Annotated in this window: 14 protein-coding genes; 7 read left to right on the top strand and 7 right to left on the bottom strand. The window is 65.1% G+C overall.

The window, feature by feature from the left end; genetic code table 11:
- Positions 1–22 precede the first annotated feature (22 nt).
- Positions 23–1033 carry an aldo/keto reductase gene (locus tag LDN95_RS02805; protein WP_226016103.1) on the top strand — a complete coding sequence of 337 codons (1011 nt, stop codon included), beginning with the start codon at positions 23–25 and terminating at the stop codon, positions 1031–1033.
- A 17-nt stretch (positions 1034–1050) separates the two neighbouring features.
- On the opposite strand, the gene LDN95_RS02800 is transcribed toward LDN95_RS02805, so the two are convergent.
- A complete protein-coding gene (locus LDN95_RS02800) occupies positions 1051–1827 on the bottom strand; it encodes a 3'(2'),5'-bisphosphate nucleotidase CysQ (RefSeq protein ID WP_226016102.1) in 777 nt (258 codons plus the stop codon).
- A 236-nt stretch (positions 1828–2063) separates the two neighbouring features.
- Between LDN95_RS02800 and sucC the strand changes: the two genes are divergently transcribed.
- A complete protein-coding gene (sucC, locus tag LDN95_RS02795) occupies positions 2064–3263 on the top strand; it encodes an ADP-forming succinate--CoA ligase subunit beta (protein WP_226016101.1) in 1200 nt (399 codons plus the stop codon).
- Positions 3264–3266: 3 nt separating this feature from the next.
- Positions 3267–4151 carry a succinate--CoA ligase subunit alpha gene (gene sucD / locus LDN95_RS02790; RefSeq protein ID WP_226016100.1) on the top strand — a complete coding sequence of 295 codons (885 nt, stop codon included), beginning with the start codon at positions 3267–3269 and terminating at the stop codon, positions 4149–4151.
- Positions 4152–4269: 118 nt separating this feature from the next.
- Here sucD and LDN95_RS02785 read toward each other — a convergent pair whose 3' ends face one another.
- Together LDN95_RS02785 and LDN95_RS02780 are read right to left on the bottom strand one after the other, a co-directional pair.
- The gene (locus tag LDN95_RS02785) at positions 4270–5793 is read right to left on the bottom strand and encodes a tryptophan halogenase family protein (protein WP_226016099.1); all 1524 of its coding nucleotides are present in this window, start codon (positions 5791–5793) and stop codon (positions 4270–4272) included.
- The gene (locus tag LDN95_RS02780) at positions 5783–6517 is read right to left on the bottom strand and encodes a SapC family protein (protein ID WP_226016098.1); all 735 of its coding nucleotides are present in this window, start codon (positions 6515–6517) and stop codon (positions 5783–5785) included. The genes LDN95_RS02785 and LDN95_RS02780 overlap by 11 nt, the downstream gene beginning before the upstream one ends.
- Positions 6518–6584: 67 nt before the next feature.
- On the opposite strand from LDN95_RS02780, the gene LDN95_RS02775 reads away from it, so the two are divergent.
- Positions 6585–7589 (top strand): cupin-like domain-containing protein, encoded by a 1005-nt coding sequence (locus tag LDN95_RS02775; RefSeq protein WP_226016097.1) that lies wholly within the window; start codon positions 6585–6587, stop codon positions 7587–7589.
- A gap of 90 nt (positions 7590–7679) precedes the next feature.
- Here LDN95_RS02775 and LDN95_RS02770 read toward each other — a convergent pair whose 3' ends face one another.
- Both LDN95_RS02770 and LDN95_RS02765 read right to left on the bottom strand, forming a co-directional pair.
- Positions 7680–10580 (bottom strand): TonB-dependent receptor, encoded by a 2901-nt coding sequence (locus LDN95_RS02770; protein WP_226016096.1) that lies wholly within the window; start codon positions 10578–10580, stop codon positions 7680–7682.
- Positions 10581–10636: 56 nt separating this feature from the next.
- Positions 10637–13198 (bottom strand): glycoside hydrolase family 3 protein, encoded by a 2562-nt coding sequence (locus LDN95_RS02765; RefSeq protein WP_226016095.1) that lies wholly within the window; start codon positions 13196–13198, stop codon positions 10637–10639.
- 91 nt (positions 13199–13289) lie between these two features.
- Between LDN95_RS02765 and LDN95_RS02760 the strand changes: the two genes are divergently transcribed.
- Positions 13290–14339 (top strand): LacI family DNA-binding transcriptional regulator, encoded by a 1050-nt coding sequence (locus LDN95_RS02760; RefSeq protein ID WP_226016094.1) that lies wholly within the window; start codon positions 13290–13292, stop codon positions 14337–14339.
- Between the two features lie 25 nt (positions 14340–14364).
- Positions 14365–15603: an MFS transporter gene (locus LDN95_RS02755; RefSeq protein ID WP_226016093.1), complete on the top strand. Its 1239-nt coding sequence runs from the start codon at positions 14365–14367 to the stop codon at positions 15601–15603.
- A 44-nt stretch (positions 15604–15647) separates the two neighbouring features.
- Here LDN95_RS02755 and LDN95_RS02750 read toward each other — a convergent pair whose 3' ends face one another.
- Positions 15648–16898, bottom strand: coding sequence for a CaiB/BaiF CoA-transferase family protein (locus tag LDN95_RS02750; RefSeq protein WP_226016092.1), 1251 nt, complete (start codon positions 16896–16898; stop codon positions 15648–15650).
- Positions 16899–17120: 222 nt separating this feature from the next.
- On the bottom strand, positions 17121–18530 hold the full coding sequence (locus tag LDN95_RS02745) for a short-chain fatty acyl-CoA regulator family protein (protein WP_226016091.1): 1410 nt from the start codon (positions 18528–18530) through the stop codon (positions 17121–17123).
- Positions 18531–18653: 123 nt separating this feature from the next.
- On the opposite strand from LDN95_RS02745, the gene LDN95_RS02740 reads away from it, so the two are divergent.
- A complete protein-coding gene (locus LDN95_RS02740; protein WP_226016090.1) occupies positions 18654–20180 on the top strand; it encodes an acyl-CoA carboxylase subunit beta in 1527 nt (508 codons plus the stop codon).
- The last annotated feature ends 13 nt before the right edge of the window (positions 20181–20193 follow it).

Raw genomic sequence — 20193 nt, 5'->3', positions numbered from 1 at the left:
TGCAATCGGAAGGCTCGTGACGATGACCCAGACGCCCGTTTCTCCCCGTTCCATCGCTGGCCGTGCGGTCAAGCCGGTCGGACTTGGCTGCATGTCTTTGAGCTGGGCCTATGGCACTCCGCCCTCGGACGAGGACGGCGCGCGCCTGCTCGATCATGCCATCGATCTGGGCTACGACCATCTCGATACCGCGCGGATCTATGGCGACGGGCATAACGAAACGCTGATCGGCAAAACGCTGAAAGGCCGTCGCGACAAGTTCTTCCTTGCCAGCAAGACCGGCATCATCGTCGATGGCGCCAAGCGGCGGATCGACTGCAAGCCCGAAACCATCCGTGGCGCGCTCGAAACTTCGCTGCGGCTGCTGCAGACCGACTTCATCGATTTGTACTATCTGCACCGGCGCGATTTCACCGTGCCGATCGAGGAATCGGTCGGTGAGCTTGGGCGGCTGGTGAAGGAAGGCAAGATCGGCGGTATCGGCCTGTCGGAAATGTCGGCCGAAACGGTCCGCCGCGCGCATGCCGAGCACCCGGTCGCGGCGCTGCAGACCGAATACTCGCCGATGACCCGCAATCCCGAGATCGCGGTCCTGGAAGCAACCCGTGAACTGGGCATCACATTCGTCGCGTTCTCACCGGTCGGACGTGGGTTGCTGGCCGATCCGGCGTTGGATGTGGCAGCCATGCCGACAACCGACATTCGCCGCGCGATGCCGCGCTTTCAGGACGAAAATTTCCCGGCCAACCGCGCGCTCGTAGCCGGCTTTGCGCAGATTGCCGTGGACGCCGGGGTCACGCCCGCACAACTGGCACTCGGCTGGGTCGTTGGCCGGGGAGAGCATGTCGTGGCCATTCCCGGCACCGCGCGGATCGATCATCTGGAAGAGAACCTTGCCCGCAGCGACTGGGCGATCCCTGCCGAAGTCGCCGCGGCTGTCGACGCGCTGATCAACCACCAGACCGTTGCCGGGCACCGTTATGGCAAGGCGATGCAGGCAACCATCGACACCGAGGACTTCGCTGCGGCCTGAGCCCTGCTGGCGGGCGTTCAGGCCAGCTTTGCCGCCCTGTCGGCCAGACGCTCGACCGCAGCGGCGTGGATGGCGGGGGCCGTAACAAGCAGGCCGAACGCGCGCGGATCGCGCTTGTTGTAATCGAGCGGCTGGCCAAAAGCATCGCTGGCGGATGCACCCGCCTCGCGCGCGATCAGCGCAGCGGCGGCGATATCCCATTCATAGCCCCAGCGCAGCGTCGCCAGCAAATCGGCCTCGTTCGCGGCAACCATGGCGATGCGCAGCGCGATCGAGTTGGGCTTGTCCACAATCACCAGATCGCTGTCGGGCCCGGGCAGCGAATCGGCAGGCACCCGCGCTCCGGCAAGCGTGGTGCGATCGCTGGCGTGGATCGGCTGGCCGTTGCGGCTGGCGCCCTGTCCGGCGGTGGCGAGCCAGAATTCGCCGCGCGCCGGGGCATCGAGCATGCCGATCAATGGCCGTCCGGCGCTGACCAGTGCCACCGAAATGCACCAACCGGGGCGGCCGCGCACGAAATCGCGTGTCCCGTCGATCGGATCGACCAGCCAGCACAGGCCGCGCTCAAGCCGCTCGGGGTGATCGACGGTTTCCTCGGACAGCCAGCCCGCGCTGGGCAGCAGTGCATGCAGTTCGCGTTTGAGGAAGCTGTCGACCGCGATGTCGGCTTCGCTCACCGGGTTTCCGGGCAACTTGTCCCACACTTTCGGTGCGTGGCCATGGCCCGGCCACAGCGCCAGCGCCATGCGCCCTGCTTCGCGCACGATGTCCGAAAGGCGCTGGTAATCGATCATCTGCCGGGCGATGCGCTCTGGCGGGCAAGCTTGCAAGTGCCACCTTTGTTCGGGGTTCGGGGCATCTGTCGCTCATTCGTATGCGCGAAACCGGAGCCATCGCCCTCACCTTTGCCTTAGCCGGACCATTGAAAGGCTTTTCAAGCGGGATTGCCTGTGCTTTAGGCGGCGGGACTCTCCGGGCGGTCCCCTCTGTCCGGCGCTTTCCTCCCACTCTGTCACAGCGGGGAATCTGCATGAACGTTCATGAGTATCAGGCCAAGGAACTGCTCGCCAAGTATGGCGTCAGCATTCCAGCGGGCATTCCCGCGTTGACCGTCGAAGAAGCGGTTGCTGCAGCCAAGCAGCTTCCCGGACCGATCTATGTCGTCAAGGCGCAGATCCACGCGGGTGGCCGCGGCAAGGGCAAGTTCAAGGAACTCGGTCCCGATGCCAAGGGCGGTGTCCGTCTTGCCAAGTCGATCGACGAAGTCGCATCGCACGCGCAGGAAATGCTCGGCAACACGCTCGTCACTATCCAGACCGGTGATGCGGGCAAGCAGGTCAACCGCCTGTACGTGACCGACGGTGTCGACATCGCCAAGGAATACTACCTGTCGCTGGTCGTCGATCGCGGCACCGGCCGGGTGGCCCTGATCGTCTCGACCGAAGGCGGCATGGACATCGAGGAAGTGGCCCACTCCACGCCCGAAAAGATCAGCACCATCGTGATCGATCCGGCGCAGGGCTTCCAGCCGCACCATGGCCGCGCGGTTGCCTTCGCGCTCAAGCTGTCGGGTGACCTCAACAAGCAGGCGCAGAAGATTTCGAAGCAGCTGTACGAAGCATTCGTCGCGCTCGACGCCTCGATGCTCGAAATCAACCCGCTGGTCGAAACCACCGATGGCCAGTTGCTGGTGCTCGACGCCAAGATGAGCTTCGATTCGAACGCGCTCTACCGGCACCCCGATGTCGTTGCCCTGCGCGACGAGACCGAGGAAGACCCGGCCGAAATCGAAGCCAGCAAGTATGACCTGGCCTACATCAAGCTCGATGGCGACATCGGCTGCATGGTCAACGGCGCCGGGCTTGCCATGGCGACGATGGACATCATCAAGCTGAACGGCATGTTCCCTGCCAACTTCCTTGACGTCGGTGGCGGCGCCACCAAGGAAAAGGTCACCGCAGCGTTCAAGATCATCCTGTCCGATCCGTCGGTTAAGGGCATTCTGGTCAACATCTTCGGCGGGATCATGAAGTGCGATATCATCGCTGACGGCATCGTTGCCGCGGCGAAGGAAGTGAACCTGTCGGTTCCGCTGGTCGTGCGTCTGGAAGGCACCAATGTGCAGCAGGGCAAGGACATCCTCGCCAATTCCGGTCTCCCCATCGTTCCCGCGAACGACCTTGGCGATGCGGCCAAGAAGATCGTCGCCGAAGTTCAGAAGGTTGCCTGAACCATGTCGATCCTGATCAACAAGAACACCAAGGTCATCACCCAGGGGATGACCGGCAACACCGGCAAGTTCCACACCGAACAGGCGCTGGCTTACGGCACCCAGATGGTGGCCGGCGTCACGCCGGGCAAGGGCGGTGAAAGCCTGCTTGGCCTGCCGATCTATGACACCGTTGCCGAAGCCGCCCATGCCACCGGCGCCACCGCCAGCGTGATCTACGTTCCGCCGCCATTCGCGGCAGACTCGATCCTCGAAGCGATCGACGCGCAGATCGAACTGATCGTGGCGATCACCGAAGGTATCCCGGTGCTCGATATGGTCCGCGTCAAGCGCGCCTTGCAGGGTTCCAAGTCGCGCCTGATCGGCCCGAACTGCCCCGGCGTGCTGACTCCGAATGAATGCAAGATCGGCATCATGCCGGGCAGCATCTTCAAGCAGGGTTCGGTCGGCGTCGTATCGCGCTCGGGCACGCTGACGTATGAAGCGGTGTTCCAGACCTCGGCCATCGGCCTTGGCCAGACCACGGCTGTCGGCATCGGTGGTGACCCGGTCAACGGCACCAACTTCATCGACGTGCTGGAACTGTTCCTGGCTGACGATGAAACCAAGTCGATCATCATGATCGGTGAAATCGGCGGCAGTGCCGAAGAAGAAGCGGCGCAGTTCCTCAAGGACGAAGCCAAGCGCGGTCGCAGCAAGCCGATGGCCGGTTTCATCGCCGGTCGCACGGCGCCTCCGGGACGCCGCATGGGCCACGCTGGCGCGATCGTTTCGGGCGGCCAGGGCGGCGCCGAAGACAAGATCGCGGCGATGGAAGCAGCGGGCATCCGCGTTTCCCCTTCGCCGTCGCTGCTCGGCGAAACGCTGGCAGAAGTGCTGAAGGGCTGATCCCTCACTACGCTTTGCCGGAAAGAAAAACGGGCCGGAGGGGAAACCTTCCGGCCCTTTTTCGTGGCTACGCCCCCGCTGGGCGCCGCTCGCCGCTCCTCATACGTCGTACGCCGGATCAGGCGGCGACGATGGCCCCGATCGAATCGCGGTGGGGCGCCAGCATCCGCGTCAGGCGGGCGGTCAACGCCTGCACTTCGGCCAGTTCCGCCGCTGCCGCTGCAGTCCCACCGGCGAGCGCGGCGCGGTCGGCCATGCCATAGAGTACGTACTGATAGCTCGCCGGGCCGAACAACTGGAAAGCGTGCGGAAAATCGCTCGCGGCGGGGGGCCGGTGCTGCCAAATCTGCAGCTTGTCGCGCAGCGATGGCGGCCACGATGCTGATGCGCGATTGGCGGCCCAGAACGGTTCGGGCCGATCGCTCAACGCATAGTGCAGCTTGAGGAAGTCGATCGCATCGCGCCAGACCTGATCCAGCATGGTGTTGAACCGATGCGCCTCGGCTGCCATCGCATCGCGTTCGAAGGCCAGGTTATCGGCCAGATGGTTGGCCGACAGCTCGATCATTGCGATGCTCGATGCCTCCAGCGGCTCGACAAAGCCCGAGGACACCCCCACTGTCGCGCAATTGTGCACCCAGAAGCGACTGCGGTAGCCCGCATTGATGGCGATGGAGCGCGGGGTACCCGGCAAGCCCTTGCCCGAAATCGCGCGGACATAGGCGTCCAGCGTCGCGATGGCTTCGTCCTGTGAGGCATGGGCGCTGGAATGGACATAACCGACGCCGCGTCGGGTGGTCAGGCCGATGTCCCAGATCCAGCCCGCCGCCTGCGCCGTGGCCAGCGTGACCGAGGCGATCGGCGCGTCGGCGCTGTCATAGGGCACCTGAATCGCCAGCGCGCGGTCGACGAACAACACGTCGCGGCATTCGACCATCGGCACATGATAGACCTTGTCGATCAGCACGCCATGGCCGCCGCTGCAATCGATGAAGAAATCGCCCTCAAGCGGCCCGTTGTTGGCGGTGTGCAGCGCGGTGATAGCCCCTTCGGCATCCTGCGTGCAGCCGGTGATATCGTCGGGGATGTAGCGCACGCCCAGCTTTTCGGTGCAATGTGCCTTGAGGAAGGTGGCGACCTTGCCCGCGTCGAAGTGGTAGGCATAGTTGCCCAGCCCGTCATACTCCGCACTCGACCGCGCCTTGGGCGACAGGGCAAGGCGGCAAAGCGCTGTCTGGAAGCAGACCGCCTCGTCAAATCCGGCGCCGTCGGGCGCCGCCTGCGCCAGCCACGCCGCAGCCAGATCGACCTCGCCGAAGCGGTGGGGAAGGGTGAACGGGTGGGTGTAGGCGTGCGGCGCAGCGGGTGTGCCGTTGCGCCAGCCGACAAAGCGCGAGCCTTGCTTGAAGGTGGCATCGCAGGCGCGCAGGAAGTCCGCTTCGCGTACGCCCAGCGTCTGCAGCGTCCGGCGGATCGTCGGCCAGGTGCCTTCGCCCACGCCCAGGATCGGTACGCCCGGCGATTCGACCACCGTGACCGTCAGGTTGTCGTCCCCGCGCCGCGCGGCCAGAATTCCCGCTGTCAGCCAGCCCGCGGTGCCGCCGCCGACGATGACGACCGAGCGCGCGCGATCAGGCGCCATGGCTGGCTCGCAGCGTGGCGCGGATTCGGTCGCGGCGGACGATTAGGTTGGCGATCTGCCCCACCGAAGCCGCCTGCTGATAGATCCACGGCAGGAAACCGCACGCCCGCAGGTCGAGCAGCGCGGCGTCGGGCAGCGCGTTCAGGCGGTCTTGCGCGATGGTGTAGAGGCCCGACAGGGTCAGCGGCGGGCCATCTTCTGCCTCCACCCGCACATCGACCGGCTCGATCAGGTCGAGCGTTTCAAGCGCTGTGGCATAGTCGCGCCCCACTTGCGCGCCGGTGACGAGTGCTTCGAGTGCATCGACGATCGCCTGCAGCCGTTCGGATGGACGGCCATCGGAAAAGAACAGCACATCGCCATCGCTGCGCGTCAGGCGCGGGCTGTCGAGGTCGATCAGCAGTGTGTTGCGATCGGGCGTGGCGGCGCTTTGCCCCACGGCAAAGGGTTCGCAGCGCAAGGCCAGCGGGACATAACCCGCATCCCAGCGCTCGCCATCGAGGAACAGGTTCTGCGTCGCGGTGAAGCCCAGCATGGCCGCCAGTTCAAAGCGCCCGCTGCCCGGCGCCTTGCGGAAGAACAGCGGATAAGAGGCCGCCAGCGCGGGGATTTCGGTCGGGACTGCGCCGACCATGCCCAGCGCGTCGCCAAGCTCGGCGCCGTGCCGGTTGGCCAGCCGCAGCAACTTGTGTTGCGCAAAATCCAGTGAAACGAAATCAGTCATTCCGAGTTGACCCACGATTGAAGTGCAAATAGGCTTTTGAAAAATATGTGTCGCGAACGAGAATATTATGAAGAATATTCCAGAATACAGTCACGTTACGCCCGAAATATTTGCCGAAGAGATCAAGCCTGCTGCCCGGCCTGCCGTCCTGAAAGGACTGGTCTCCGAATGGCCGGTGGTGAAACTTGGCGCCGACAGTGCCGATGACTTGCTCGACCATCTTGTCGCCACGGCCTCAGGCATGCCCATCCCCTATTTTGCCTGCGATCCTGAATGGCGCGGGCGGTTCTTCTATGTACCCGACTGTACCGCCTTCAACTACCGCCACGAACAGGCAAGCTTTGCCGAGTTCGTCGCGCGGTTGCGGCATGAGGCGCAGAGTCCCGCGCCGACCGCGCTGTTCGCCGGATCGCTGGCGCTGGGGGGCTTCTTCCCGGGCTTTGCCCAAACGCACCGGCTCGACGGCTTCATCTCGGCCAGCCAGTTCCTGCAATCGCTGTGGATCGGCAACCATACGCTGACCGCGCCGCACTTCGACAATGTCGAGAACATCGCCTGCGTGGTAACCGGACGGCGCCGCTTCACGCTGTTCCCGATCGAGCAGTTCCCCAATCTGTACGTCGGTCCGCTCGACCTGACCCCGGCCGGACAGCCGATCAGTCTGGTCGACATCCGCGAGCCCGACTTCGCGCGCTTTCCCCGCTATCGCGAAGCGCAGGAACAGGCGCTGGTCGCCACGCTGGAGCCGGGGGATGCGATCTACATTCCCACGCTGTGGTGGCACGGGGTCGAATCGCTGGGTCCGGTGAACGTGATGGTCAACACCTGGTGGCGCGATGTGCCGGGCTGGTTCGGCTCGCCGATGACCGCCCTGCTCCATGCCCTGCTGAGCCTGCGCGACTTGCCCAAGGGCCAGCGCGATAGCTGGAAGGTGGTGTTCGACAACCTGGTGTTCGAGGCCAATGGCCCGGCTGCCGAGCACCTGCCGGTGCCCGCGCGCGGCGTGTTGGGCGATCTGACCCGAGGCAACGCGGCCCATCTGCGCGACCTCCTCTCCCGATCGCAAGTCTGAACTGGAACTTCAACCAAGTCCGGAGCCGCCTCATCCTTCGAGGGAGGAGGGAGGGAAGCGGCGGCTCCGGTCAGGTTCAGGCGTGGCGCGTCAGAACTTGACGCGCAGACCGGCCTGGTATCGTCCATAGCCCTTGGCGGCAAAGACGAACTGGTTCGAGTAGCGCCCGTACTGGTTCTGGTGCGCACCCAGGATGTTGACCGCATCGACGAACACGGTTGCCTGCGGCGTCACGTCATAGCTGGCGCTGCCGTCAAGCTGGCCATACGAGGCGGTATAGGTCGGCTCGTTGGCGTAGAGCGGCTGCGAGAGCGCCGACAGGAATGCACCGCGATGGGTCCATGCCAGACGGGTCTGGAAGCCGTGCTTTTCGTAGAAGGCGACGAGGTTGTACGACTTGCTCAGGCCGGGCAGCGCGAACTGGATACCGGTCTGGGCGTTGTTGTAGCGCGCTCCGCCTGCGGGCAACGACACGTTGGCCTGCACCCCGAACCCGGTATCGCCGAACACATATTGGCCTGCGATTTCGAAGCCATGGATGTTGACCGTGTTGGCGTTGCTCGGCTGGGTGATCTGCCAGACGATCAGCGGGTCGCCCGGCTGGCCGACGAACGCTGACTTGCCGGTATCGGCCACCATCTGCGCAAAGACGTTTTGCGCAGATGCCTGCTGACCTGCGGCCAGCACTTCGGCTGTCGCCTTCTGGGCGATGGCGCCCAGCGAGGCGTCGGTCAGACCCGGCAGCGTGGTGGTGGTGGTGGTCTGCGTCAGGAAGTTCGACACCTGCTTGGTGAAAAAGTTCACCGAGAAGTAGCTGTTGTTCTTGATGTAGTATTCGAACGTCAGGTCGAAGTTCTGCGAGGTGTAGGGCAGGAGGCCAGGGTTGCCCGCCGAAATCGTGCGGTTGCCCACGTGCGGGTTGGCATTGACCACCTGGGTCGACACCAGTGAGTTCAGGTCGGACCGCGTGATCGTCTTGCTGTACGATGCGCGGGCGATCAGCTTCGAGGTGATCTGCAGGCTGGCGTCGATGCTCGGCAGGAAGTCGTCATACGACTTCTTGACGGTATAGACTTGCGCGCCGGGCTGGAACTGGGTCTGGAACTCGGTCGGATTGTTCCAGGTGACCGAAACCGGCGTTTGCTGCAGGCTGGCTGCGGTGACGCTGGTGTGTTCGTAGCGCACGCCCGCCTGCGCCTTGAAGCGCATCGAGTTGAATTCGCCATCGAACTGCAACTGCGCATAACCGGCGAAGGTGCGTTCCTTGATCAGGTTGTCGGTGGTCGGCACGGTGCCATAACCGTAGCCAGCCGGATACGAAGGAGCGGGACCGGTGCCGTTGTAGTTGGGCAGTCCGGCCAGCGCCTGCGACACGGCGAGCGGGTCGAAGCTGTAGAAGTAGGGGACCAGAATGTCCTTGCCGCCGCCCGACAGACCGCTGAGGATCGACGAGGAGCTGACCTTGGTGAACAGCGAGGACGGCAGCTTGCCATCGAGCCGGGGGTCGTAATACCCGTTCGAGATGTTGCCGCTGTTATAGACGGTGAACGCAGTCTGCGTGCTCTTGTAATCGACGCCGACCTTGATCGCGCGCAGCCCGCTGTCGCCGTTGTTGCGCCATTCGGTTTCGAGACGTCCTTCATCCACAGCGGTGCGCTGGCGGTTGAAGTTGTGCTGGCCGAACAGCGGCGTGATCAACGAGGTGTCGAGATTGCCGACGTTGTGCGGGGACTTGAAGGTCCACGTCGTGGTCGGGATACCGGTCTTGGTCGAATCGAAGATCTTGTCGATCGAGTAGTTCTGGTCCTGCCCGACGATGTAGAATTGCGCGTCGTCGGTCGAGGTGTTGACCGAATGGTGGCCGTCGGCAACGATCGTCAGGTTGTCGAGCGGCTGCCACTTGAGGTTGCCGCCGAGCGAGCTCAGCTCGTTGCGCTGGTTGTCGGCAGTGCCGGTGTACGAAAGGTCGGACCCGGCATCGACCAGGTTGGTCATCGTGCCGTTGCCGTCGATCGTGGCGCTGGTCAGGCTGCCGCCATAGCCGAACCATGCGCCGAAGCTGTTCTTGAGCGCGTGGTCCTTGTACAGGGCATACGTGTAGTCGATCGTGCCGACGAGCGTGTCGGTCGGCTTGAACTGCAGCACGGCCTGACCGTTCAGGCGGGTGCGGTGGTGGTTTTCGACCGCCCAGTTGGCGTCCTGCGGTGCCCAGTAGTTGCCCGAGGGGTTCTTGTTGTTGTTGACGACCTTGGCGGTGCCCAGATCGACGTTGTCGAGCCAGCCGCGCGTGTAGGCCGACTGCAACTGACTGTCGCGCTCGGAGTACGAACCGTTGAGCAGCAGCCCGATGCGACCATCGGCGAAGGTGTTGCTGACCAGACCCGACACTTCCGGGGTCAGGTGGAAGCCCGACTTCGAGGTGTCGTCGGTCGCCTTGGCTTGCAGCGAGGCCTTGAAGTCCTTGAAGTCGAACGGACGTGCGGTGTGGATGTCGATCGTCGAGCCGATGCCACCCGACGCCACGTCGGCGCGACCGGTCTTGAACACGTCGATGCCCGAAACGCCGTCTGCCGAGATGTTGGCGAAGTCGAACGAGCGCGTGCCGTTGACGCCGCTGCCCGGCATCGAACGGCCGTTGAGCGTGACGAGGTTGAATTCGGGGCCGAAGCCACGAACCGTCACGCGCGAACCTTCGTTGTTGGCACGGTCGATCGACACGCCGGGGATGCGCTGGATCGATTCAGCAAGGTTGGTATCGGGCAGCTTGCCGATGTCTTCGGACGTGATCGCATCGACCACGCCTTGCGTGTTGCGCTTGATGTTGACCGAATCGGCAAGCGACTTGCGCAGGCCGGTGACGACGATTGCGTCGGTTTCCTCGGCCGGGGCTGCTGCGGTCGATGCGACCTGGGCCTGCGCGACCGTGGGGCCGCAAGCCAGTGCGATGGCGATACCCGCCAGCGACGTTGCTGTCTTGAAATTGGTCCTCATGAACACCCTCCTGTCAAAAAACCATTGTTCTTGGCTACTTGCCTTGTGCGCCGGGCCTATTGCGGCCCGGTGCAGCTTCCTGCCTGCCCGCCCGGGCGCAGTTCGATGGTGGCGATCTTCATCTCCAGCGGTCCATCGACCGCCAGACTCATCCCGCCGCTTGTGTTGCCGCCAAGGCAGGCGAGCGGAATGCGCACGTTCTGCCATCCGCGCCCGGCCGCTGCGGTCAGCGTCGGCACCAGATCGACGCCGGTGCCGCAGTCCGCGCAATCGCCGCGCAGCACGACTTTGCCGTGCGGTGCCTGATCGATGGTGTAGCGCAGCACGATTTCGGCCGGGCCGCTGCCCTTGGTGGGGTTTGCGGCGACGGGCCAGGTGAAGCGCAGTTCGGCCGCGCTCTTCCAGATCAACTGGCGGGCGTCTTCCTGCGCGGCGTAATCGAAACCGAGCACGCGCAAGGCGTCGTGCGGGCCTGTGCCGACAAAACCGTGCAAGGGCACTTCCTCGGTGCCTTCGCGGATTGCAGCCTCGACACCGCCCGCCAGACGCTTGTGGAAGATCTCGACCGTCCCGGCGGCGCTTGCGGTCAGCGCCGCACAAGTCTGGTCAAGCATTGGCAGCGGGGCCGGGCGGTGGGCATAGCTGCCGCCAAAGCCCAGCGGGAACAACGCCTTCTGGTTGGTGTCGCACAGTGCGGGCCAGCGGAAACCCAGCCGTCCGGTAAAGTCCTGACGCGGCTTGCCCTTGGCGTCGCCGATCAGCACGTCGGCCAGCCCGGCGCCTTCGCTGCCCGGCAGCCATGCGGCGACAAACGCGTCGGCGGTGGCCAGTTCGCGGTTCATCCACAGCGGGCGGCCCGACAGCAGCACGGCGACGGTCGGCACATGCGCCGCCTTGAACTTGCGCAGCAGTGCCAGCCCTTCCTCATCGTGCAGGGCGTGGTCGGGACGGTCGCCGACGAATTCGGCATAAGGCTGTTCGCCGAACACCACGATCGCGGCGTCGGGCTTGGCCGTGAAGGTTCCATCGATGGTCGGCGTGGCGCTGCCACCGCCCGCCTGCATCGCGGCGACAAGGCCGGCCTGGATCGAGGTGGCGCCCGGAAACTCGCGGTTGGTCAGATCGCCGCCGCCCTGCCAGGTGATCGTCCAGCCTCCGGCGCTCTGTGCGATCTGATCGGCGGCGCGGCCGGCAATCGCGATATGGGCCGATGCGCGGATCGGCAGCACGCCATCGTTCTTGAGCAGTACCAGCGACTTGGCCACTGCCTCGCGCGCCAAGGCGCGGTGGGCGGGAGATCCGAGCTGGTCCCAGTGCCCGGCCAGCTCGCGCGCGGCAGGGGCAGGCTTGTCGAACAGGCCATCGCGCAGCTTCACCCGCAAGATGCGACCGACCGCCTCGTCCAGCCGGGTCAGCGGGATCGTGCCGTCGTTCACCTGCCGCAGCAGCGTGTCGTACAGGCCGCGCCAGTCGTTGGGGACCATGAACACGTCGAGCCCGGCGAGCAACGACTTGGGGCAATCGGTGTTGCTGCAGCCCGGCACCTGACCATGCGCGTTCCAGTCGCCCACCAGCAGGCCGTCAAAGCCGAGCTTCTCGCGCAGCAGGCCGGTCAGCAGGGCACGGTTGCCATGCATCTTCTCGCCATTGATGCCCGAGAACGACGCCATGACCGTCTGCGCACCAGCCCTGATGGCGGGACCATAGGCCTTGCCGTGGGTGGCGATGATCGTGTTCAGGTCGCCGCGGGTGTCACCCTGATCGACACCGCCGGTGCCGCCGTCGGCAAGGAAGTGCTTGATGCTGGCCAGCACGTGATGCTGGTCAAGGAAGGTGGGGGTTCCGGGAATGCCCTGCAGGCCCTCGACTTCGGCCACGCCCAGCGCGGTGACGATGTCTGGATCTTCCGAATAGCCTTCGTACGAGCGGCCCCAGCGCGTGTCGGTCACCACCGCCAGCGTCGGCGCGAACGCCCAGTCGATGCCGGTGGTGGCGATCTCGACCGCGGTGGCGGCACCGATCCGCCGCACAAGGTCGGGGTCGCGCGCCGCGCCCAGCGCGACATTGTGCGGGAACAACGTGGCGCCGATGATGTTGTTGTGGCCGTGGACCGCATCGGTGCCCCAGAACGGTGGGATCACCGGCTCGCCATCAGGCAGCGGCTCAGTCCCTGCGCGGTACATGGCGTCGGCCAGCGCCAACCATGCCGGAGCCAGCGCCTTGTCATTGCCGCCCGGACCACTGTTGCCGCCGTTCAGGATGGTGCCAAAGCGATAGCGGCGCATGTCGTCAGGGGTGATCGCGCCGATGTCGGGCTCGACCAGTTGCGCCACCTTGTGCGCGATCGACATGCGCCCGAGCAGTTCGGTGATGCGGCGCTCGAGCGCCGGATTGGCCAAGGACGGCACAGTTCCGCTTGTGGTGGCCGCGGTGGGCGCGACGGCCTGAGCCTGAGCCAGTGCTGGGGCCACGCCCGGCAGTGCCAGGGCGGCAAGGCAAAGATGGCGCAGCAACGATCCGCGTACCATCCGCCAGCGGCTGCCATGCCCCTCCATCACGTTCTCCCATGTTGCCCACTGGTGGGGCGAATCATCCTGCTGGAATGCCGATAGCGCCAATTATGAACGTTCACAATTCATTTTGTGAGCGTTCCCAAAGTTCTTGTGGTGCAGCAAGGTTCCGTGAATAACCGTGCCCAAAGGGGATACGATGCAGAAGCGCGTAAAAGTCACGATCGAGGATGTCGCTGCGGCCGCCGGGGTGTCGCGTCAGACGGTATCGCGCGTGATCAACAACGGCCCCAACGTGAAGCCCGCCGTGCGCCAGCGGATCGAGGCGATCGTCGAGCGGCTGGGCTATGTCCCCAACATCTCGGCGCGACGCATGGGGGGTGCGCGGTCCTATCTGATCCTGTCGATCAACGACCGGGCGCGAACATTCGAGAACTGGCAATCGGGCCGGGGCAACGACTGGGTCGATCAGATGCTGTACGGCGGGATGAGCGAGTGCGAGCGCCATTCCTATCACATCGTGCTCGAACTCATCGACACCGACAGCGATTCCACCATCCCGCAGATTTCCCGAGTGGTCGGCTCGTTGCGTCCCGACGGCGTGATCCTGACCCCACCCCATTGCGACAACCCCGCGCTGGTCGGCTGGTTCGAGCGGCAGGGCATTGCCAGCGCGCGGCTTGGCCATCGCGAAGGCGGGGCGCATGTCGATGTGTTCATGGACGATGCCGGAGCGATGCGCGAAGTGACCGCGCACCTGCTGGCGCTTGGTCACCGGCGCATCGGCTTCCTCGCCGGGCCGCCCAGTTACGGGCCATCGCAACAGCGCCGCAGTGCGTTCGAGGCGGCGCTGGACGAGGCCGGTCTGCCTCCTGCGGCGGGCCAGGTCGGCGCGGGCAATTTCTATTTCGACATGGCGGTCGGCGTGCTCGAAGCGATGCTCGATTCACCCGAACCACCGACCGCGATCATCGCCGACAACGACAAGATGGCCTTTGCCGCGCTGCACGTCGCCGCCAGTCGCGGCTTGCGTGTGCCCGACGATCTGTCGGTCGTCAGCTTCGAGGACACGCCTGCTGTGCGGCTCAGCGTGCCACCGCTCACCGCCATTCGCCAGCCGACCGCAGCGATGATCGGCAAGGCCTGCGCCCAGTTGATCGCCATCAGCCGTGGCGAAGAAGGGCTTGGCGCCTTCGAACTGCCCTACGAATTCGTCGTGCGCGCCAGCACCGCCGCGCCGCGCGCCTAGCGCTGTGAAGCCGGATCGCCGATTGGTGCCGGGCGAAGCGCTTTATGTGCTCGCCTATATCGGCGCCAATATCTCGTTCATGCCGTTTCTGGTGCTGCTGTTGCCGCGCCGGGTGGTGGCGCTTGGCCTGCCCGGTGGCGGCGGCGAGCACTTGCTCAGCGCGCTGGTACTGGTCGGCGGGATCACCGCCAGTCTGGCCAATATCGCCGCTGGTCATGCCAGCGACCGCGCCTTGGCGCGCACCGGCAACCGGCGTCAGGCGATCGGCGCAGGGTTGGCCTGCCTGATGGCCAGCTATGTACTGCTGGCGCTGGCGCATGCGCCCATGGTGCTGGCAACGGGCGTGATCGCGTTCCAGATCGCGGTCAATCTGCTGTTCGCACCGATCGGCGCGCTGATTGCCGACCACATTCCCGACAACCGCAAGGGCCGCATCGCGGGCCTGCTCAATTGCGGGCAGCCGATTGCCAGCGGCTCGGTCGCCCTGATCGCGTGGGCCGCGCCGACCGACGGGCTGAGCGGGTTCGTGGCGACCGCTGCGCTCATCGTCGGCTGCGTCCTGCCCTTGCTGGTGTTGTGGCCGTTCGGCACCGTTGAGCGGCGCGCGATTCCAGCTGGATATGTGCCCCTGCCTGCGTCTGCGTCTCACCCCGCGCCTCTTCCCGTCCGCAACATCGCACTGGCATGGGGGTCGCGGTTTCTGCTGCAACTGGGCGCGGTCCTGCTGACCAACTACCTTTATTCCTATGTGGCCTATCTGCTCCATGGGGCGATGGTCATGCGCGGGTTTCGGGCCGATGCGGTCGTCGGCTGGCTCTCGCTGGGAGCCGGACTGGCGGCATGCGGCGGGGCCGTCGTCATCGGCCATGTCTCGGACCTGCTGGCGGATCGGCGCAAGCTGCTGATCGCGAGCGCGCTGACTGCCGCTGCCGCGCTGGCGGGAATGGCGCTGGCGCCCGACTGGCCGGTACTGGCGGCGGGCTTTGCGTTGTTCCACTTGTCGCTCGCCGCGTTCTTTTCGGTCGAGGCCGCGTTCGTGGCTGAAATGGTTGCCCTTTCTCCGTCACGCGGGCGGCTGCTGGGGATCATGAACCTGTCGAACACGTTCCCCGCCATCGTCACCGCCGGTCTGGCACTGGAAGCAACGAAGCAGACCGCGCTCGACGCCGGGATGCCGCGCCTGCTGCTGGCCTGCGCTGCCGGTTGCGTGCTGGCGGCAGCGCTGGCGGCAGCGATCAGGGTAGCGAGCAAGCCTTCGTCCTGAAACGCGGGCCTGAAATTCGGGCCCTGAAATTCGGGCCCTGAAGCTTACAACCGGTCGGCCACCACGCCGCCTGCCAGCAAGCGCTCGATCTCGGCCTCATCAAGCCCCAGCACATCGCCCAGCACCGCGCGGGTATCCTCGCCCGAACGCGGCGGGGCGTGGCGGTAACTGGCGGGGCTGGCCGAGAGCTTGGCCGGAAAGCCGGTGAAGCCGACCTCGGTGCCATCCTGCCGGGGAAGGGTGTGGATCAGTTCGCGCGCGGCGATCTGCGGGTGCGCCAGCGCTTCGGGGATGGAATTGACCTTGCCCCCCGGAAGCCCCGCGGCCTGCATCGCCGCGATCAGGTCGGCGGCCTGCCATTGCGCGATCGTGGCACCCATCTCGGCCAGCAGCACCGCACGGTTGGCGCTGCGCAACGGGCTTGTTGCGAAGCGCGGATCGGTCGCCAGATCGGCGCGGTCCAGCAACGTCATGAACTGGCGGAACTGGCGATCGTTGCCAAGCGCCACCAGCACATCGCCATCGGCGCAGGCGAAGTCCTGATACGGCACCACGGCGGCGTGCTGGTTGCCCAGCCTAACCGGCGCAACGCCACCGTTGAGCCAGCCCGATGACTGGTTGGCCAGCAGCGCCACTTGCGCGTCGAGCAGGGCAAGGTCGATGTGCTGACCCTCTCCGGTGCGGTGGCGGTGGTTGAGCGCGGCGAGCACGCTGATCGCAGCGTAAAGGCCGGTCTGCAGGTCGCTCACCGGCAGACCGACCTTGAGCGGCCCCGCGCCCGGTTCGCCATCGGGGCGGCCGGTCACGCTCATCAATCCGCTCATTCCCTGCACCAGAAAGTCGTAGCCGCCGGTGTCCTTCATCGGTCCGGTCTGGCCGAAGCCGGTGATCGAGCAATAGATCAGCGCCGGATTGATCGCCGAAAGAGCAGCGTAGTCGAGGCCGTACTTGGCCAGCGCGCCGACGCGGAAGTTCTCGATCACGATGTCGGCGTCTGCGGCCATGCGGCGCACCAGCGCGGCGCCCTCGGGCTGGGCGATATCGATCGCGATCGAGCGCTTGTTGCGGTTGGCGCACAAGTAATAGGCCGAATCGTTCGACCCGTCGTCAAGGAACGGCGGACCCCAGCGGCGGGTATCGTCGCCTTGTCCCGGCTGTTCGACCTTGATCACCTCGGCCCCCAGATCGCCCATGATCTGCGAACACCACGGCCCGGCCAGCACCCGCGACAGATCGAGCACGCGAAGGCCCGCAAGCGGACCTGTGGGGGATGGAGCGATGGTGTCTTGTGTCATGGTCCCGGCGGTATCGTGCCAGCGGACACAAAAAAAGGGCCGATCCAATGGACCGGCCCGGAAAGTTTGGGAGAGGATGCCTGAAAGGCGTCACCTTTGTGCATCGCACCATGATGTTTTGCAAGTGCGAAATTGTACGCATTGGTTGCAAATGTCACAAAGGGCAGTCGGATTCGCGGTTTCCCTTTGATCTTCCCCGGCAAACTGGCAGCGCTGGACAATTCAACGCTCGACGATCTGGTAGGGGACGAGATCGCGCTGGCTCGGATCGACGTCGATTGCCTTGTCGCTGGGCGGAAAAGCGCGCTGGTCGCACGAGTCGCGCGGGCAGATGCGGCACGAGGCCCCGATTCGCGCCACCGCTTCATCGCTTTTCAGGTTGAGCGCGTCGGCATAGACGAATTCGTCGGCCAGCGCGGCCTCGCACCCCAACGCCACGGCATAGCGGCGCGGCGGGCGGTAGTAGCTGCCCGACGGCTTGACCAAGCCCTTGGCGATCGAGACATAGCGCACGCCGTCGGGCATTTCGGCCAGTTGCACGTGGATGCGGTCGGGGATGGCGACGGCCTCGTGTACCACCCACAAGGGGCAGGCCCCGCCATAGCGGCCGAACTGCAGCCGCGTGGCGGAATGGCGCTTGGTGATGTTCCCGGCCATGTCCACGCGACAAAAGAACACCGGCACCCCGCGCGCCTGCGGGCGTTGCAGCGTCGACAGACGGTGGCAGCATTGCTCGAAGCTGGTGTGGAACTGCTGGCGCAACCGGTCGATATCGTGGCGCAGGCCGCGCGCAGCGGTGCGAAAGCGCTCGTACGGCATCAGCAGCGCGCCAGCGGCGTAGTTGCCCAGCCCCACCGTCAGCAGGTGGCGCGCCGCATCGGTCTGCAGCGGCGCTTGTGCCACGATGGCGGCGATCTGGTCGGACAGCGCCAGTGCGGCCACCTGATAAGCCAACTGGAACCGGCCGGACTCGATCGGCTGGGCCGAATCGAGCTGCAGCCGCCGCGTGTCGGCGTTGTAATGGCGCATCGGGCCGCCGCTGACCCAGTCCACACGGACACCATTGGCACGCAGCCAGGCCTGCATCGAACGGACGCGAGGCGAGGCTTCGCTACCGGCAATCTGTTCGGCCAGCGCCTCGGCGCCGCGGTCGACCAGATCGACGTAGTTGTTGGCCAGATGGAACCAGTCGCGCACTTCCTCCCACGGCAGGCGGCCGCCTGCGGCAAGGTTCGCGCCGATCGCCTCGTCGAGCATTTCCAGCCGCTGGCGGCTGCGCGCGTGCTGTTCGTGCAGCGCCACGAACGCGCGGGCGAAAGCCGGAAATTGCCGCGCCAGCCGCTCCACTTGTTCGCCCGGCAGGCTGGCGTCGACCAGCGGATCGGCCAACGCGGCGCGCAACGCTTCGGCGGCATCGTCGGCGGCTTGCGGGGCTAGATCGGCCCAGTCGAGGGGGAAGGCGGCATGGAGCGCATCGGTCAGTGTCGGCGTCAGGTGCCGTTCGTCGTTTTCGAGCTGCGAGAGGTACGACGCGCTGATCCCCAACACTTGCGCCATCTCGGCCTGGCGCAGCGCGCGCCGCTGGCGCAGCGCGCGCAACGTTTCACCTGCAAAGATCCGTCGGGTCGCCATATTCTGCAGTCTAGTTTGCAAAGTTGAGGTTTGCAAATTTGCAGATTAACATTGGACAGGCCCGGTGTGTTAAGCCAGTGCAGGGCAGTTATGACCCCGCTTGGGGCGAAAAAGGGCGACAGGATGTCCGCAAACATTGCCGAGATGGAAAAGCGTCGTGAGGCGGCGCATATGGGTGGCGGCCAGCGCCGCATCGATGCGCAGCATGCCAAGGGCAAACTGACCGCGCGCGAACGGCTCGAAGTGCTGCTCGATGAAGGCAGCTTCGAAGAAGTCGATGCCTATGTCGAGCACAATTGCGTCGATTTCGGGATGCCCGAAACCACCATCCCCGGCGATGGCGTGGTCACCGGCAGCGGCACCATCAACGGCCGTCTGGTCTTTGTCTTTTCGCAGGATTTCACCGTGTTCGGCGGCGCCGTTTCGGAACGCCACGCGATGAAGATCTGCAAGATCATGGACACCGCGCTAAAGGTCGGTGCGCCGGTGATCGGGTTGAACGACAGCGGTGGCGCGCGCATTCAGGAAGGCGTGGCCAGCCTTGGCGGCTATGCCGAAATCTTCCAGCGCAACGTCAACGCCAGCGGCGTGGTGCCACAGCTCAGCCTCATCATGGGGCCTTGCGCTGGCGGTGCGGTCTATTCGCCTGCGATGACCGACTTCATCTTCATGGTGAAGGACAGCAGCTACATGTTCGTCACCGGTCCCGACGTGGTCAAGACGGTGACCAACGAGGTCGTCACGCAAGAGGAACTGGGCGGCGCGGTTACGCACACCACCAAGACCTCGGTTGCCGATCTGGCGTGCGAAAACGATATCGAGGCGCTGCTGCTGGCGCGCGAATTCTTCGACTACCTGCCGCTGTCCAACCAGTCGGGCGTGCCCGAACGGCCCACCAGCGATGCGTGGGACCGGCTGGAGCCGAGCCTCGACACGCTGATCCCGGCGTCGGCCGCGCAGCCCTATGACATGCACGAAGTCATCCGCAAGGTGGTGGACGAGGGCGATTTCTTCGAAATTCAGCCCAAGCATGCTGGCAACATCCTGATCGGCTTTGGCCGGATCGAGGGCAAGACCGTGGGCATCGTCGCCAACCAGCCGCTGGTGCTGGCAGGCGTGCTCGACATCAACAGTTCCAAGAAGGCGGCGCGGTTCGTGCGCTTCTGCGATGCGTTCGAGATCCCGATCGTGACCTTCGTCGATGTGCCGGGCTTCCTGCCGGGCACCGCGCAAGAGCACAACGGCATCATCAAGCACGGCGCCAAGCTGCTGTTCGCCTATGCCGAGGCGACCGTGCCCAAGATCACCGTGATTACGCGCAAGGCCTATGGCGGCGCCTACGACGTGATGGCGTCGAAACACTTGCGCGGCGACCTCAACTACGCCTGGCCGACCGCCGAAATCGCGGTGATGGGCGCGAAGGGCGCGGTGGAGATCATCTTCCGCGGCCTTTCCACCGAAGAACAGGCGGTCAAGACCAAGGAATACGAGGACCGCTTCGCCAATCCGTTCGTGGCGGCCAGCAAGGGCTTTGTCGATGAGGTGATCCACCCGCACTCGACCCGCCGCCGCATCGCGCTGGGCTTGCGCAAGCTGCGCAACAAGAGCCTCGAAAACCCGTGGAAGAAGCACGACAACATTCCGCTGTAAGCGGGTCGCAAGG

It is taken from the genome of Novosphingobium sp. FKTRR1 (assembly GCF_020404405.1).
Classification (GTDB): Bacteria; Pseudomonadota; Alphaproteobacteria; order Sphingomonadales; family Sphingomonadaceae; genus Novosphingobium.
Note: the sequence above shows the minus strand (reverse complement) of the source record. Positions and strands in the feature narration are given on the sequence as shown.